We start from the raw sequence: 15,620 nt of genomic DNA on the forward strand, positions 1-15,620 counted from the left end.
ATTCACGGTTTGTCTTGTGGGCAAACCGATCCTTTAGGTTCGTATTTGCAAGTTTTGGAGGTTTCCTGTTCATGAAATTCCGTATCATTCTCCTCACGGCTCTCTTGAGTTTCCTACTGATCTACAGCGTCGGTTGGGCACAAGACCAAGCCCCAACACCGACGGCTGAACCAGCCAGTCAAGACCACGCCACCATGGGAGACATGGGGTCCATGTCCATGGCAACCCCCGAATGCGACATTCAGAGCTTTGTCTTGCAGCAGCAAGCCTACGCGAACGCCCTCGCCAATCTTGAGGCCATTTATCAAGCTGATCCCGAAACAGCGCTCATCACCGTGTACAATGCGGGGCAGACCTATCAGGATTTCGCGCTCAGCTGTGGTTTTGTGCCTTCAGAAGCCGCCAATCATGGTCACGATGAAGCGGCAGATGAACACAGCGACGAAGCCCATATGGCGCTCGCCATGGCGCTGGGTGATCCAGATCGTGGGGCGGAACTCTTCAACACCCTGCAGCCGACGACGGGGTTTGCCTGCTCGACCTGTCACCGCGTGGACAGCACGGAAACCCTGATTGGTCCCGGGCTCCTCAATGTGGGCAACCCCGGTCATGATCCGTCCAGTCATGAACACGGCGCGAGCACTGCCGAAGCGACCGAGACGCCGCATACCGAGCGCTCGATGGACGAAGTGGTTACTTATATCCGCACGTCAATTCTGCATCCGAGCGATTACGTTGTCCCCGGCTTTCCTGATTTACTCATGCCGCAAACCTATGGGCAGCTCTTGAGTGAGCAGGACGTGAACGATCTGATCGCGTATCTGATCACGCTGCCCCAGTAAGCCCAAGCGGTAGCGCAAAGTGGCGGAGGTTAAAACCTCCGCCACACAGTTATGCCTTGACGTAAAGTTGCACGAATTAGTTGTGCCGCCCCATCCCCATGCCGTGACCGCGTCCCATCATGCCGCCCATGCCGTTCATGTGTTCCATGCCCTGCATGCCCCCCATCATCGAGCAACCCGTACCGGAGAACATCGTCATGTCGGCGAGGTGGTCGTGCATCGTGGCGAGATGTTCATCCGCCTGTGCCTGCGTCAGCGTGCCAGCGGCGACCAGTTCCGTTAGATGGGCTTCCGCCGCCGCGAACATGGCATCAGTAACCACCTGCACGTCAACGCCCTGCGTTTCGGCAATCTGAGTGAGGGTTTGACCAGAGTGCAGCGCCTCGATTAGCGCAGTGGGTTCCATGCCGAGCGCTTCAGCGACCGCCGTCATTCCGGGCATGTCGTCCATCCCCAGCATCATCCCGCGACCCTGTCCCATCATACTGCCCATACCGTGCATGCCTGTCATGCCCTCCATCATGCCATAACCGCATTGGGGGGCAACCGGCTGATCATCCTGTGCCGCGACGAACAAGACACCTATACTCAGCAGCGCGACAACGGCGATCACCAAGACGAATAACTTACGCATCATTACAAGCTCCTTGCTTACCAAACACATGTGATTGTGTCTAGCATGCCAGAGCTGCATGGTAAGGTAATGTCGCTTGTGTGAAGTTTCTGTAAAGTTCAGGCGATGGGAAGCGTGAACCAGAATCGACTGCCTTTGCCAAGTCCCTCGCTGCCAGCGCCGATCTGTCCACCTTGCGCCTCGACGAGGTGTTTGGCAACCGTCAGCCCGATCCCGGTGCCGCCGCTGCCACGCGACCGGGATTTGTCCACGCGGTAAAAGCGCTGAAAGATATGAGGCAGGGTTTCACTGGATAAGCCGATGCCGGTATCGTGGACTGAAAAGCGCACTGCTTCATGCTCACTGCTGACCACGAGTTCGACGTGTCCATCGCTGGCTGTATATTGCAGCGCATTGCCAAGCAGATTGGTCAAAATTTGCATGGAACGGTCGCAATCGGCCTGTACTATGGGTAGATCTGCCGGCATGAGTACTGCAAAATCGATGGCTTTATCGACAAACTGAGGGCGCATACGCTCAACAACCGGTTTGACGATGACTTCTGGCAGGTACGAGCGGAGATCGAGCACAATCTGACCGGATTCAGTGCGGGAAAGTTCCTGCAAGTCCTGTACCAGACGCTGCAACCGATCAGCTTCGCGGTGGATCAGTTCGAAAGTCTCAGGCGTGGCGGGCAGTAGACCATCTTGCAGCCCTTCCATGTAGCCTTTGATCCCGGCGAGCGGCGTTTTGAGTTCGTGACTGACATCGCCGATAAGCTGCACGCGCATGGCTTCTGTACTGGCGAGGGATTCCGCCATGCGGTTAAAGCTCGCGACCAGTTCTGCGAATTCATCCTGAGTCTCGAGTTTGAGCCGCTGCTTATAACTTCCCCCGGCGATCTGCTGACTGAGCGCGACCAAGGAGCGGATGGGCTGCGTGATCTGCTGGCTCACGAACCAGCTTACGACCACGGCGGACAGAATTGCCGCGATACCGGCAAGGATCAAGGCGTTATTAAGGGACTGGCGAAACGCCGCCTCAAATTCGGCATCGAGTTCGGTCAGGCGTTCGCCCATCATCATGCCGGACCCCATGCCGCGCATATGCGTCATCGTCTCAGTGAAATTGACCGGGGCGACAAACGCCGTGGCGACCGAGAGTACAACCAATCCGATCAGGACGACGACGACGTAAGACAGAAACAGCTTCTGAGAGAGTTTCATCGCTTGGTGTCCGCAAACTTGTAGCCGACGCCGCGCACCGTGAGGATGAACTGGGGATCGGCGGGATCACGCTCCAGCTTCTGCCGGATGTGACCGATATGCACATCTACCACGCGATCTTCGCCGTAGAAATCGTAGCCCCATACCCGTTCGAGGAGCTGCTCCCGGCTCAGCACCATCCCGGCATAGGTTGCGAGGACTGCCAACAGCTTAAACTCCAGAGCCGTCAGCTCGATCAACTCGTCGTCGCACCAAACCTCATAGCGCTGCGTGTCGATTTTGAGGTGTTGAAAGGCGTACACCTGCCGCTCATCTTGTGGCGCTGCGCGTCCGCGCCGCAGCACCGCTTTGACCCGCGCCGTGAGTTCGCGCGGGCTGAACGGCTTGGTGAGATAGTCGTCCGCGCCAACCGTCAATCCCATGACGCGGTCGAACTCTTCCGATTTGGCGGTGAGTAAAATGATGTAGACCGCCGAGGTGCGCCGGATCGTCTGCAACACTTCGAGTCCATCCATCTCTGGCAGCATAATGTCGAGGATCACTAAGTCCGGTTGGTAGCGTTGAAACGCCGCGAGTCCCGCCGCGCCGTCCCGCGCGGTATAGACGGTGCTGCCATCCGCTTTCAAATAGGCTTCAACAACGTTGAGGATGCTCTCCTCGTCATCAATTACAAGAATGGTTGCCACTGCAAATTTGCCAATTCGCTGCTTGGGTGAGCTATCAATCCAACACAATTCTTCACTCAATGCCGCCACTACCCGGTGCAATTTCTCAAGTACTGGCGGCTGTTCCCTGAGCCACGATCCATTCGATCAGTGTTGGTGCGGTGTCAGATGGTCATCCGGATCGGGATGTCCGTAGTAATGCGGATCGTCGTCAAACTGATCGACACTCTCCTGGGTAGCGAAGTAAAATTACTCTCCGCCATGCTCACGAATGGCAACCGCGAATCGTGGGTCGAGTAGAACACCGGACACGGGGTCTCTAACCATTGGACACATCTTTCATTCTATTCCTATACACTGCTTCCAAGATAGGCAAATCTAGGAAAATGCAGAACCGCCAAATAGCGTATAAAGCAAGAAAGCCCCTTCTTGGCAGCAGGCTCATCCCTATAGAGGCGATACAAGTCATTGCTGAGCGGGGTGTTTTGATGATCATGACGGTTGTTCAAGAAACGAGGACAGAAGCGAAAAGTTGTCCTCGTCTCATCAGCATAGAATGGATCACCCGCCGTGTAGCGAGCGCAGCGTGCCGAATAGATCGAAATTGTTGACGAGGATGTGCATGGTGAGCAGCAGCGCGACAATCACGACGATCACGATGAGTATTTGGACAATCCGTTTGCGGTTCAGGGTCATGACAGGTCTCCTTTAGACGTAAGCAAGGGTTTCACGAACGGTTAAATTGGCTGCCTGCCGTGCGGGGAAAGCGCTGGCAGCAGTGGAACCGAGGATCAAGATCGCCAGCCACAGCCCTAAGCCCAAGGGCGCGACTATCAAAGGGAGCGGTGACCGAAACGACATCTCACCGAGATAGGCTCCCATCCCGAATGAAAGCGGCAGGGACACCACAACAGCGATCCCGTAGCTCATCAGCCCGATCATCACCCCTTCGCTGATCACATTTAGCAGCACGGTTCGAGAACGCGCGCCAATCGAACGCATGATGCCGAATTCGCGGGTGCGTTCGATCACGCTGGTACTCATGCTGGAGGTCAGCCCCAGCAAACCGACGACTGCCATCACGACGGCGATCAGCAGCAGGGTCACAATAAACACGAAGACATGACCGCTGGTCGCATTGTCGAGCAGGACTTCAGATACCGCCACGCGCACGCTGATTCCCGCCAGACTCAGCGCCTGTTCAATTCGCTGAGTCACGGCGGCGGTGAACTCAGGGGCGCTGGAGGTCATGGCGACCCGTACTGCGTTCGCCAGGTTCGGTTGCATGTGCGCGGCGGCGGCAAACGTTGCCGGGGTCACATAAGCGGCAGCAGGCGACAGGATTTGCCGCACCACGCCGATGACCTCCAAGCGGATAGGCTGACCTTCGATCAGCAGCGTGACCGTGCTGCCGACGGATGCTTCAGGGAAGAGCGCAAGCGCACTCTGGTTGAGCACGACGCGGTTCACATCGCCCGCTTGCAGCCAGCGTCCGCTGAGCATCGGCGTATTCATAAAGGTGCTTCCGTCCGGCACTGATCGCAAACTGAAACTACCGTGACCACCATCGGGATAGGTGCGGACAATGTCCAAACCATTTGGACGGGCAAGCGCCGCCGGGATCAGGCTCCATGACTCGACTTGCGCCACCCCGTCGACGCCACCCAGCAGCGCCCGCATTTGCTCAACGGACTGCGGCATATTCAAGCGCACTTCCAAGTCATAGTGACGGTCTGCGGCTGCCATGCGAATGTAGCTATCCCATCCGCTGCTCGTATTGAGTCCGGTCATGAACATGCCCCCGGCTGCGCCGAGCAAGCTCAGGCTGAGGATCAAGCGCGATCGCCGCCGGAAAGTATTGCGGAAGGCGAGCAGTACCGAGCTGTTGATCCCCTGTATCCGGCTGAGCCAGCTTTCAAAACGGCTCGAACCGAAAGCGGCGGCGGTCGTCCCGTAGTCGGACAGGGTGGCGCGGACGGTCACGCGGGTAGCACGGCGGATGGGGCGAATGGCGACCAGCAGCGGGAGCAGGACGCCCATCAGCAGCAGCGCTCCGTAGACCCACAGCGGCACGTCATAACGGTACACGTTGAGATTGAGCAGCTGCGCCACCACCGACGAAAAGCCACGTGCCGCCCACATGCCCGGCAGGATGCCGATTACGGCGGCGATCAAGCCTAAGCCCATGACGAGTACAAGGTACAGAGCGGCGATCTGACCGGAACGCGCGCCAATCGCTTTCATGATGCCAATCTGCCGGATTTGCTGCGCCAGCAGCCCGCCGATCATGGTAGCAGTGAGGACGGCGCTCAAGATCAGCGCCAACACACTGAAGGCGAGGAACACCAGCATGACGGTATTCATCTGGCTTTGATGCGGGTGACGAAGCGGTGGCGGGATGCGAATTTCATCGACCACCCGCCCCTGTGTGCGCAGCCACCCGGTCAACTGCTCGACCGTCGTTTCGATAGCGCTCACGCTCTCCGGCTGATTGCTGACCGTGATCTTGAGGATATGCAGCGTCGTATCCTCCCCGAACGCCGCCAGCGTCCCCGGGGTGATGTAGCCGTACACCGTTTGTTCCTGCCATGCTGGAGCGAGGCTCGGATCGTGGATCGTGCCGCTGATGGTGATCGGCTGGGTTGTGCCGTTGGGCGTTTGGACGGTCAGCGCGTCGCCAATCTGAATGCTATCCAGCAGAGTCAGTACGGCGCGTTCCACGAGGATTGTTCCATCCGGCGGCGGAAATGCACCGGCTTCCGGGCTGACCGTGCTGATGCGTGCATGCGCAAAATCCGGCACGACGAACAGCAGCAGCGGCATCCATTGATCTGGCGCGACTTCGACTCGACCATTCACCCAAGCAGTCGCTTCGGCATCGGCGATATTCGGCTGCTGGCGTACTGCCTCTATGAGCGCTTCATCGACTTGATCCACTTCGATGAACGCCGACGCCGGGTTCGTGCCGAGGTAATTCGCGTTCATTTCGCGCGTCATCACCGTGAAAGTGGACAGCATGAGCGCCACCGCGAAGACACTGGCGGCAATGGCGGCGACGAGCATCATCATGCGCCCGCGCGCTAAGCTGAGATCACGCAGGAGCTTCATCCAGCGCGGGCGGCTCATGCGGACACTCCTAGCTCACTGGCGACAATCCGACCATCCGCCAGCGTGATGAAGCGGGTGAAAAAATGGGCGAGATCGCGCTCATGCGTCACCATCACGACTGTTTTTCCCTCAGCGGTGAGGCTGGCGAAAAGGTGCATCACCGCGTCCGTCGTCTGCACGTCGAGATTACCCGTTGGTTCATCCGCAACGATGAGCGGTGGATCGTTGGCGAGCGCGCGGGCAATGGCGGCGCGCTGCTGCTGTCCACCAGAGAGATCGGCGGGGAGCTTGTCCGCCTGATCCGCGATTCCCACTTTGTCGAGCAGATGCAGTGCGCGCTCGCGCCGCTGGCGGACGGGATAGGTGTTGCAGAAATCCATCGGCAGAATCAGGTTTTCGGCGATGGTGAGCGTCGGCAGCAGTTGGAAGAATTGAAAGACGATGCCGACGTTTTTGCCGCGCCACACGGCAAGCTGTTCCTGATTGAGTTGATGTACGGGGGTCGAGGCGACGAGGACTTCGCCGGAAGTTGGCTCATCGATGCCTGTGATCATGTTGATCAGGGTGGATTTGCCGCTGCCGGAACGCCCGACAATCGCCGTAAATTCGCCCTGATCGATGGTGAGATCGATGCCATCGAGCGCGGTGAAGGTTTTCGCGCCTGTTTGATACGTTTTGGTCACACCGTGAAGCTCGATGAGTGGAATGTCTACTCTCATAGCATTGCCTCAGAACATATTGTGCTGTAGTGAACATATTGTTCGATTTCTACTATAATGGAAGGGGTGGGGCGTGGGTCAACAACCAAAGCACGGGAAATGTTCATTACCGAACATTCCTGTGAATTTGTTCTGATGGAGTGGACGATATGAACAGCGCCAAAACGGATCGCCGCTCACGGCGAACGCGACAGCTCATTGCCGATGCGTTCGTGGGGCTGATGCTTGAAAAGCGCTACAACGACATCACGGTGCAAGATATTCTGGATCGGGCGGATATAGGACGTTCGACATTCTATGTCCATTTCACCGACAAAGAGAGCTTGCTCTTGAGTCAGATCGAGCAGGTGATTCATGATCTGGGGGACTATGCGGCTCATCAAGGCATGGAGCACGGCGTGCTGCCCAGTCTTGAACTGTTCCGGCATGTGAAAGAGCAGCGCCGTCTGATGCATGCGCTCGTGTGGGGGCAAGGCGCAGACATGCTTAACCGCCGCCTACTTCAGCAAATCAGCCAACTGATCGAGACTAACCTGCGTGCGATGATCGGGGAGCAAACGGATATATCCGTACCGCTCTCTGTCGTCGCGCAGTTTGTGGCGAACACGTTTCTGCTGCTGCTGCGCTGGTGGTTTGATGAGGACATGCGCCATACGCCGGAGGAGATGAACGAGATGTACCAGCGCCTTGTTCTGCCTGGGCTTCAAGGTCTCTTGGCGTAGTGCCGTTCTGCCCGGTCGGGAGATACCGAGCGAAGAAGTCAAACCCAAGCAGTCCGGGATCAGCACGATACCCCGGACCACAACCATTCAGGCTTCATGATGGGCGTGACGATGATGAATATCCGGCAGATGCGGATGTTCATGTTCAAGCGCCTCGTGCGTATGCACATGAGAATGGGTCAGGCTGCGCGAGGTCATACCGGGATGGTCATGATGATGATGCCCATCATCATGTCGATGGCGATGATCATGGGGCACCGCCTCATGCCGGTGCAGGTGGGCATGTCTTTCGGTGATCAGGAGCGCCATCGCAAAGATCATCAGAACCAGCGCGCCGCCAAACAGCAGAGTCGGTGCATCTTGGAACAAGACAAATGATAGCACAACCCCTGCCAGGGGTGCCGTGCCGAAGACCGCGCTGGTTCGCGCTGCGCCCAACCCCCGCATCGCACGTATGAACAAGACAATACTCAGGCCATAGCTCAGACTGCCCAGCAGCATCGCGCCAAGAATCGTCGTGATCGGGGGCATCCGGTGCCCCAGCAATAATGCCAGAACAAACGAGACACTCCCTGCCCCTAACCCCTTGACGAGCACGATCGTCAGCGGGTCTTTGGCCGAGATATTCCGCGTCAGGTTATTGTCGATACCCCAGAGGAAACAGGCAGCGACAATGCCCAGTGCGCCGAGGGAGAACCCCCATGCACTTTCGGTATTCCACGAGAGTAGGACACTGCCTAACGTGACAGCGCCCACCGCCCACAAGGCGCGCCCGCTGATCGCCTCCTTGAAAACCACTGCCGCGATTAAGGCGGTGGCGACTCCTTCAAAGTTCAGTAGCAAAGAGGCAGTCGAAGCAGCCGTTTCCCGCAAACTGAACATTAGTACGATTGGGGCCACAAAACCACCGGCGACCACCGCTCCGATCAGCCATGGAACATCCAGGCGCGACAGCTTGGCTTCGGCTTCTGAATCGGTAGACCGTGTACGAAGCAGCAGTCTGAAAAGAAGAATGCCGGCACCGCTTCCTAGGTAGAGGAATCCAGCCAGAAATATGGGATCAACTTGACCTAATAACAGCTTCGCAATGGGCGCGCTTGCCCCAAACAGTGCTGCGGCTGCCAGCGCCTGGAACGTTTCATTCCGTTGAGCAACTTCCATTGATACCTACCTTTACTCGTTTGACTCTAGGTCGATAATGATACCGCTCAACAGACTGCAATCGATCATCGAATAAGGGAAAACGGTGGTGATTTTCTGCATGGTGCAACAACTCACTATAATGGTGCAAATGCCGTTTTCTGAGCAATAGAGGTTATCAAAGTGACCATACCAACTGATCAGACCCCCGATCCATCCGCTTCCCTGTTTGAGCGTATTCGTCAGTTCGACGAAGACGGACTAGAGTTCTGGTCGGCGCGTGACTTGATGAAAGTTCTGGATTATACAGAATGGCGCAACTTCAAAACTGCGCTTATCAAGGCACAGATCGCTTGCGAAAACAGCGGACAAGATCCGTCTGACCATTTTGTTGGTGCCACCAAAATGGTTGCTTTAGGATCTGATGCTAGACGTGAAGTTGAGGACATGCACCTCTCACGTTACGCCTGCTACCTCGTCGTGCAGAACGCTGATCCTGCCAAAGAAGTCGTCGCGCTCGGTCAGACCTACTTCGCCGTCCAGACGCGCCGCCAAGAAGTTTCCGATGCAGCAGCAATGGCGGAGCTAAGCGAGGATCAGCGGCGGTTGCTCCTGCGCCAGCGCATTAAGTTGCAGAACACCGACCTCGCCTCAGCAGCGAAAACGGCGGGCGTGATTACCGGACAAGATTTCGCGGTATTCCAAAATCACGGTTATCGTGGGCTGTACAACGGTTTGACGGCAGAAGCCATCCACAAGCGCAAGAAACTGAAGAAAAGCCAACACATCCTTGATCATATGAGCACGACTGAACTCGCAGCGAACCTGTTTCGCAGTACACAGGCGGAAGAGAAACTGCGTCGTGACCAGGTGCAAGGCAAAGATGCGGCGAACGCTGTACATTATGAGGCGGGTGTTGTGGTTCGACGGGCGATTGCTGAACTCGGCGGGACGATGCCGGAAGATCTCCCCACGGCAGAGAGCATCAAGAAACTGCAGCGCGCCGAGACGAAGCGTCTCGCTGCGCCGAAGACAAAGCCCAAGAAAGATGAAGACGAGTAATCACATCATGTGGGCTGCGTTTCGACCACAGCCCACACGAATACACTCCTCTATGCGGGTACCGCTTGCTTCAGCCGCGTGATCTCGTCCACGAGCAGAGATCGTTCTTCAAGATAGGTCTCGATCTCTGCTCGATGCGCACGGCGCAGCGTTTCAATCTGACTGCGCAGGCGATGGACTTCCTGTTCGAGCACGTCGCCATTGCGGACGATGTGCAGATCGGCAGTGGGCGCAACCTTCAGAAATTCGTATGCCTGCTTCGTCAGCGTGTTCGATCGGGAACGGCGTGATGTGTGTCTCAGGTAGCCGAACTCGACTAATTTGCCGAGGTTGTACGCGACCACCGAGGTTGAACCCGTGCCGGTTTCTCGGCAAATTTCACGAATGGTCGGGAAAAAGCCATTGATTTGGCTGTAGTCGTAGAGAAAACGCAAGATCGCTTGCTGTCGTTGGCTTAACACGTTGCCTCTCACCTGATTGGCTCCTCATGGTCATCATCATTATTGTGAAATCGGAATTTCGCACAAGCGTTCTGTGACGTTCGTATGACACCTCAAACCGAGTTCGTATCCCCTACATACCATTCCCATGAACGGTATGTAGGGTTATGAACGGTATGAACGGTTTTTCAGCGAGTCTCATGAATCGTTGTCACATCGTAGCGGCGCATCATGTCGATCACGTCGAACGAGCGCACGGCATAGGCGATGCCATCCATCCCGCGCTTGCGTCCCGCCTCGTCGATCAGGTGCAAGCGCTTGAGGATGTGACCGATCCACTGCGCGTCGCCCATCTTCTCGACCGGCTGACCGATCAGCCGCGCGACTTTCTCCCGCAGTGCAACTGCTTTGATCCAAATCGTGCCTTCATCACCGCGCGTCATCAATTCCAGTGCTTGCAGCACCGCCTCTTCGCGCTCGCTCAGCGCCTTGCCTTCGCTGATCTGTTCGTCAGTTTCGGCGGCGGTCGCAATCGCGTCGAGCAGCCCGCGAACACTGCCCTGTTCTTCAAAGAAAGCTGCCAGCGCGACCAGCGGCGACCACAGCTCCCCTGAACGGTTATGCAGGGTGTGCAATGCGGGACGCTCGGAGTAGTTGATATGAACGGTTTGGAAATGGGTCAGTGCCAGCATGTAGAGCAAATGGCGGAGTGCTGCGCCGTCGAATTCCGGCGGAAAGGATGGCATCTTTTTGTCGGTACGGCGCATGGGAATCGCGATGCAGCGTGAGGCGAGGATGTCTTCCAGACCCATGATCGCCGCCAGAATCTTGGGCGAATACACGTCGAATGCTTGCGGTTTCATGTCCTCACCGATGAGGCGGATGGCGGGCATGCCGTGCTTGTAGCCGCTGTTCAAGAGCTGGCGAATCTGCTGCATGCCGGGGTCTTTGGGATTGTGGTAGCGTTCGGCTTCGTCGATGCCGACGGTGCAGCTTGTGTAATGGATGAGCCGGAACATCGACGGTCCGGTCGGGTCCGAGGTGCTGACCATATTGAAGGCGAGCGGCTGCATGACGCGCATCACCGTTGATTTGCCGCTGTTCTTGGGTCCGTTCAATGCCAGATACGGGTACGCCGGGAACATGGTGTAGAAGTAGGTGCCAATCGTCCACAGGGTCAGAATGGCGCTCTCCACCGGTGAGCGAAAATCGACGTAGCGTGTGAACAGATCATGCACGGCAGCAAACGCTTGACCGGGGTCGACGGTTTCGCCTTTGAGAAAGCGCTGGATGTCGGCGAAACGCCAGCGCATGAGGAACTCCGAGCCTTCCGGCATGACGCGCAGCGCGACCTCCCGTCCATCGAGCTTGATGATTTGTTCCTCACTTAGACGGATCAATTCGCGTGAGGAGGTCACCAAGTAAGGCTGCGTGTTCAGCTTCTTGTCCTTCGTCCGTTCCACCACCGAAACGGTGACGATGGCGACATCGCGCTGAAACCCCAGCGCAGGCGAGAGCAGTGGGATATCGTCGCCGAGAATTTGGGGCATGTCGTCGTCTTCCTCCTTTTCTTGCTTCTTCCGAGCGGCGCGCAGCAGGTCGTTGAAGGCGCGTCCTTTCACGCCCTGCTTTGCCAGCGCTGCGCGAAACTCGCTCAATTCCATCTCATCCAGATCAACGGCGTAAGTGAACAACCCCCGGATCGTATCCTTCTTTTCGAGTCCATCGAGAAAGGCAGCGCGCTCGATCTCGGTTTGCAGCCACGTTTTCGCCTTATTCAATACAGCTTGCACATCCTCCGCGCTGCCGCCCTGAGTCAGCCAATCGTTGGCGTCTTTCACGTCGTCGGGCAGACGCGGAATCAGTGCCGACATACCTAACTGGCGGGCAATATCCCGATTCTTCTGCATCGCCTCCGGTGTGTTGTCGAGCGCGACGAACACGCGGCGATGCTTGCGCAGTGCGGTGAGCAGATCGTCGGAGACGTGCATCCCCGCGACGGCTAGCGCTGGAAAGCCCCACTCGCCAAAGCTGATCGCGTCCGCTTGCCCCTCGACCAGCACCACCTGGTCAGCTTCCGGCGCGTAGAGATGATTTGCATAGGGACGACGCTCGCCGAGCAGGTCACGCGGCGGGTTGTAATGCTGCTTGCCTTCAATCGAGCGCCCGCTCAGATACCCCAAACGCCCCCGTTCCAGATGGACGTACACCATCATCCCAACGGGGAATTTGGCGATCACGCCGCGCCATTTGTCGGGCAGATTCAGGTCAGCCAGCAGTTTCCGTTTATCCTGTGGCATGAAGCCGAGCCGGGCATTGCGGACGGTTGCTATCTGCCATACGCGCGTCTTGGTCACGTAGTCGAGCGCAGCGGGTGTGTTCAGCAGGGTTTCATGTAAGCGCTGCACCAGTTGGCGTTCCGCCCAGGTATACGACTTCTGAAAGTCGGAATCAGTTTCGACAGGAATGCCCGCGCGATCCGCCAAGTAACGTACTGCTTCCCAGAACATCGCCGCATCGCGGTTGTTCCAGCGGTTATCGTAGCCAAGCTGATGACGACCCACGAAGTCGAAGACATCGCCGTGCTCACCGCGTGAGTTCCAGAAATACAGTCCGGTCTGGGGTGTCACCACCAAACTATCATGTTCGATGCCGACGAAGCGCGTGCCTTGACGCTTGAGCGCAAAGCGTTCGCCGACGAGTTTTTCTATCGGGTTCGCGGAGCGAATCTGCTCCAGATCAATGCTCATCAGTCCCTCTGTCTCCATGCAAAGCCGAAGAGAACGCGTGTCGAAAAAACACGGTTTGAACTTCAAATTGAGTTGCACGAGAGGGCAGGCTGTGATACAGTGTGAGTGTCCAGTTCACAAAAGTATCACAGCCCGCCGCCCACGTGCCGTCCCGCAGTGGGCATTTCCTTTTCTAGGGCGGGGATCGACTTCTCACATTCATCCTCATATCTCCAAAATGGTTTCCGCGCGGAAACCTATTTAGTCTGAAACCAAAAACCGTTCAGCTTCCATGATCAGCTTACGAAGTGCCTGCAAACGTGCGCGGGCTATCGCTGGATCCGCTTCTTGCAGCATCAACGCTCTCGCCAAGTCCTGTGGTGTCAAGGTCGTCACTGATTGAGTAACTTTCGCCATTTTCAAGGCGGCTGGCGGTAGTTTTTCAATCGGGTCTTCAGTGTCTGGTTGGAGATCACCACCTTCACACAATTCCTTGATCTGTTTCGCAGTCAAATTTAAGTCGATGATCTGGCGCAGAATTTCGGCGTGATATTCAGCAGAAACGGTTACTACATAGCGCAGGCGAAACTCTTCGACGTTATGGCGATCCGCTAATTCGATTGCCTCATCTGATAGCTTGAGCAACGATTTGATGCGGCTGAACTGGGCTTTTTCAATACCGCCCATCGCAGTAAGGATCGTATCGGTGTATTCGCGTTTGCCCCGCAAATCCAATTGAAGCGCCTGACGGTAGAAATCATTCCCCACTGCATAGGCAGGGATTTCATAGCCGTGAATCGTGAGTAGCAGCAGTGCAGCCTGACGTGCCATTGCAATAGCGGTCAGCCCGGATCGTGCCGTGTTCTCTTTCGCTTGACGGAATACTGATGACCGCTTTTCAGGAATGATGATGCACGGGATCGTGCCGTCACCCGGTGTAGTTAGGGATGAAGTCGCGCAGCAGCCACGTCGCCCAATATCGGCGCTCGCCGGTTTCAATGCGAAACAGGCGTGTTACGCCCTGCGACACATCGACGACAGTCAGGGGATTCACTTGCCCATCGTCGCGGATCGTCACGGCGAGATTGACCAAATCATGCAGCAGTTGTTCTTCTGGCGAGAGCGTGACAGCGGTTTCCTCTTCGCGCTCTTCGTCAGCATTTGGCAGGAGTTCGATAACACTGTTGAACGGTCGTCCCCGCTGGCGCGCGGCAATCTGGACGATCTGCACCAGCTCACGGAGCGCCTGTGTCGGCGTGACGTGGTTGTTGTGAAACCGTAGATGGATGCTCTCCGGCAGCACGCGGCGTGGTTGCACCGGATCGGGGCGCACCATTTCGAGCAGCAGTCGTTCCACACGGATACTGTTGTCCTGTAGTGCGCCTTGACCATCGCCCATCAAATCAGTGGTCACCGATGCCAATAATTCGTCAATCCGGTTAGTGCTTCCCTTTGCCATCACGCACCGACCTTTGTCATGTAGCGGACGAGTGAACCGACCACCTGAATGTACGCCTTGCTCGCTGACGAGCGCGGATCATAGGTGAAGAGACTCTGGTGATTGTGATGGGCGTAGGACACTGCTTCGTTGACCGGGATCACGCCAAGTACCAGTTTGCCGAGCAGGGGGTGCGACTTGATTTCCGCCAGCAGGTGATTGTGTCCGCGCACGCGGGTATCCATCTTGGTGATGAGGAGACCGCTCACGCGCAGATTGGGATGCCGCCAACCGTCACGGATGTCGTTGATCTTTTGGATCACGCTGGTCAACCCGACCGTTTCCAGATAGCGCGGTTCGACCGGCACAATCGCGTCCGTTGCGGCAAGCAAACCCATTTCCGTCATCAGCGAGAAGGAAGGGCGGGTGTCAATCACGACTGCTGCGTACTGCCCGGCGATCTTGCTGAGTGGATCAGCAAGGCGATACGGTGCGCCTGCCACGCCCATCAATTCGCGCTCCGCGCCTTCGAGCATGGGGGAGGCAGGGAGGACATGCAGGTCTTCATCCCACTGGCTCGGCACGATGCAGTTCATGAGCGTCTGCGGCGCATTCTGGCGATCCGCCATCAGAACGGTGTAGAGACTGTCGTCCGCGCCATAGTCCTTGCGCCCGGTCGTGACTAGCGACGCATGTCCCTGCGAGTCGGTGTCGACGAGCAGCACACGGCAGTTTGATGCATTGGCGCGCTTCAGCACTTGGGTGATGCCCAGCGCGATATTGGTGGCGGATGTCGATTTGCCGACACCCCCTTTGTGGTTGGTGAACACGAAGATACGAGTCATTGCCATTTCCTCTCAGAACCCAACAATTGGTCGAATTCGCTGTCGTTGGCAAGGACTTCGCGGAGGTGTGG

At 56.9% G+C, this 15,620-nt stretch carries 15 protein-coding genes; 3 read left to right on the top strand and 12 right to left on the bottom strand.

What is annotated here, in order from left to right:
* The first annotated feature begins 218 nt into the window (after window positions 1-218).
* Window positions 219-842 carry a c-type cytochrome gene (locus IPK17_RS13530; protein WP_343418221.1) on the top strand — a complete coding sequence of 208 codons (624 nt, stop codon included), beginning with the start codon at window positions 219-221 and terminating at the stop codon, window positions 840-842.
* Between the two features lie 76 nt (window positions 843-918).
* Here IPK17_RS13530 and IPK17_RS13535 read toward each other — a convergent pair whose 3' ends face one another.
* The 6 genes from IPK17_RS13535 to IPK17_RS13560 all read right to left on the bottom strand — a co-directional run bounded on the left by IPK17_RS13535 (window position 919) and on the right by IPK17_RS13560 (window position 7,173).
* Window positions 919-1,479 carry a hypothetical protein gene (locus IPK17_RS13535; RefSeq protein ID WP_343418222.1) on the bottom strand — a complete coding sequence of 187 codons (561 nt, stop codon included), beginning with the start codon at window positions 1,477-1,479 and terminating at the stop codon, window positions 919-921.
* 95 nt (window positions 1,480-1,574) lie between these two features.
* Window positions 1,575-2,681, bottom strand: a complete 1,107-nt coding sequence (locus IPK17_RS13540) for a sensor histidine kinase (protein WP_343418223.1) — start codon at window positions 2,679-2,681, stop codon at window positions 1,575-1,577.
* Window positions 2,678-3,367: a response regulator gene (locus tag IPK17_RS13545; RefSeq protein WP_343418224.1), complete on the bottom strand. Its 690-nt coding sequence runs from the start codon at window positions 3,365-3,367 to the stop codon at window positions 2,678-2,680. The genes IPK17_RS13540 and IPK17_RS13545 overlap by 4 nt, the downstream gene beginning before the upstream one ends.
* Before the next feature lie 540 nt (window positions 3,368-3,907).
* Window positions 3,908-4,042: a hypothetical protein gene (locus IPK17_RS13550; protein ID WP_343418225.1), complete on the bottom strand. Its 135-nt coding sequence runs from the start codon at window positions 4,040-4,042 to the stop codon at window positions 3,908-3,910.
* Window positions 4,043-4,054: 12 nt separating this feature from the next.
* Complete coding sequence (locus tag IPK17_RS13555) at window positions 4,055-6,472, bottom strand: ABC transporter permease (protein ID WP_343418226.1); 2,418 nt, start codon at window positions 6,470-6,472, stop codon at window positions 4,055-4,057.
* Window positions 6,469-7,173 carry an ABC transporter ATP-binding protein gene (locus IPK17_RS13560; RefSeq protein ID WP_343418227.1) on the bottom strand — a complete coding sequence of 235 codons (705 nt, stop codon included), beginning with the start codon at window positions 7,171-7,173 and terminating at the stop codon, window positions 6,469-6,471. The genes IPK17_RS13555 and IPK17_RS13560 overlap by 4 nt, the downstream gene beginning before the upstream one ends.
* Before the next feature lie 149 nt (window positions 7,174-7,322).
* Between IPK17_RS13560 and IPK17_RS13565 the strand changes: the two genes are divergently transcribed.
* Window positions 7,323-7,895 carry a TetR/AcrR family transcriptional regulator gene (locus IPK17_RS13565; RefSeq protein ID WP_343418228.1) on the top strand — a complete coding sequence of 191 codons (573 nt, stop codon included), beginning with the start codon at window positions 7,323-7,325 and terminating at the stop codon, window positions 7,893-7,895.
* Between the two features lie 87 nt (window positions 7,896-7,982).
* On the opposite strand, the gene IPK17_RS13570 is transcribed toward IPK17_RS13565, so the two are convergent.
* Window positions 7,983-9,056, bottom strand: a complete 1,074-nt coding sequence (locus tag IPK17_RS13570) for a DMT family transporter (protein WP_343418229.1) — start codon at window positions 9,054-9,056, stop codon at window positions 7,983-7,985.
* Between the two features lie 162 nt (window positions 9,057-9,218).
* Between IPK17_RS13570 and dinD the strand changes: the two genes are divergently transcribed.
* Complete coding sequence (dinD, locus tag IPK17_RS13575) at window positions 9,219-10,097, top strand: DNA damage-inducible protein D (RefSeq protein WP_502748749.1); 879 nt, start codon at window positions 9,219-9,221, stop codon at window positions 10,095-10,097.
* A gap of 50 nt (window positions 10,098-10,147) precedes the next feature.
* Here the strand turns inward: dinD and IPK17_RS13580 are convergent, their stop codons facing one another.
* From IPK17_RS13580 to IPK17_RS13600, 5 genes are all read right to left on the bottom strand, one after another.
* Window positions 10,148-10,558, bottom strand: coding sequence for a LexA family protein (locus IPK17_RS13580; RefSeq protein WP_343418230.1), 411 nt, complete (start codon window positions 10,556-10,558; stop codon window positions 10,148-10,150).
* A 167-nt stretch (window positions 10,559-10,725) separates the two neighbouring features.
* The gene (locus IPK17_RS13585; protein ID WP_343418231.1) at window positions 10,726-13,287 is read right to left on the bottom strand and encodes a toprim domain-containing protein; all 2,562 of its coding nucleotides are present in this window, start codon (window positions 13,285-13,287) and stop codon (window positions 10,726-10,728) included.
* A gap of 240 nt (window positions 13,288-13,527) precedes the next feature.
* The gene (locus IPK17_RS13590; protein ID WP_343418232.1) at window positions 13,528-14,097 is read right to left on the bottom strand and encodes a hypothetical protein; all 570 of its coding nucleotides are present in this window, start codon (window positions 14,095-14,097) and stop codon (window positions 13,528-13,530) included.
* A gap of 97 nt (window positions 14,098-14,194) precedes the next feature.
* Entirely contained in the window at window positions 14,195-14,725 is a 531-nt protein-coding gene (locus IPK17_RS13595; protein WP_343418233.1) for a hypothetical protein, read from the bottom strand.
* A complete protein-coding gene (locus tag IPK17_RS13600; protein ID WP_343418234.1) occupies window positions 14,725-15,549 on the bottom strand; it encodes a ParA family protein in 825 nt (274 codons plus the stop codon). The genes IPK17_RS13595 and IPK17_RS13600 overlap by 1 nt, the downstream gene beginning before the upstream one ends.
* Window positions 15,550-15,620: the final 71 nt, after the last annotated feature.

It is taken from the genome of Candidatus Flexifilum breve, assembly GCF_016713355.1.

Excerpts from the sequence above, each read along its gene's own strand:
- IPK17_RS13555 (WP_343418226.1), bottom strand. The coding sequence starts at position 6,472 with ATGAGCCGCCCGCGCTGGATGAAGCTCCTGCGTGATCTCAGCTTAGCG.
- IPK17_RS13535 (WP_343418222.1), bottom strand. The coding sequence starts at position 1,479 with ATGATGCGTAAGTTATTCGTCTTGGTGATCGCCGTTGTCGCGCTGCTG.
- IPK17_RS13560 (WP_343418227.1), bottom strand. The coding sequence starts at position 7,173 with ATGAGAGTAGACATTCCACTCATCGAGCTTCACGGTGTGACCAAAACG.
- IPK17_RS13540 (WP_343418223.1), bottom strand. The coding sequence starts at position 2,681 with ATGAAACTCTCTCAGAAGCTGTTTCTGTCTTACGTCGTCGTCGTCCTG.
- IPK17_RS13590 (WP_343418232.1), bottom strand. The coding sequence starts at position 14,097 with ATGGCACGTCAGGCTGCACTGCTGCTACTCACGATTCACGGCTATGAA.
- IPK17_RS13600 (WP_343418234.1), bottom strand. The coding sequence starts at position 15,549 with ATGACTCGTATCTTCGTGTTCACCAACCACAAAGGGGGTGTCGGCAAA.
- IPK17_RS13570 (WP_343418229.1), bottom strand. The coding sequence starts at position 9,056 with ATGGAAGTTGCTCAACGGAATGAAACGTTCCAGGCGCTGGCAGCCGCA.
- IPK17_RS13585 (WP_343418231.1), bottom strand. The coding sequence starts at position 13,287 with ATGAGCATTGATCTGGAGCAGATTCGCTCCGCGAACCCGATAGAAAAA.
- IPK17_RS13565 (WP_343418228.1), top strand. The coding sequence starts at position 7,323 with ATGAACAGCGCCAAAACGGATCGCCGCTCACGGCGAACGCGACAGCTC.
- IPK17_RS13595 (WP_343418233.1), bottom strand. The coding sequence starts at position 14,725 with ATGGCAAAGGGAAGCACTAACCGGATTGACGAATTATTGGCATCGGTG.
- IPK17_RS13550 (WP_343418225.1), bottom strand. The coding sequence starts at position 4,042 with ATGACCCTGAACCGCAAACGGATTGTCCAAATACTCATCGTGATCGTC.
- IPK17_RS13530 (WP_343418221.1), top strand. The coding sequence starts at position 219 with ATGGCAACCCCCGAATGCGACATTCAGAGCTTTGTCTTGCAGCAGCAA.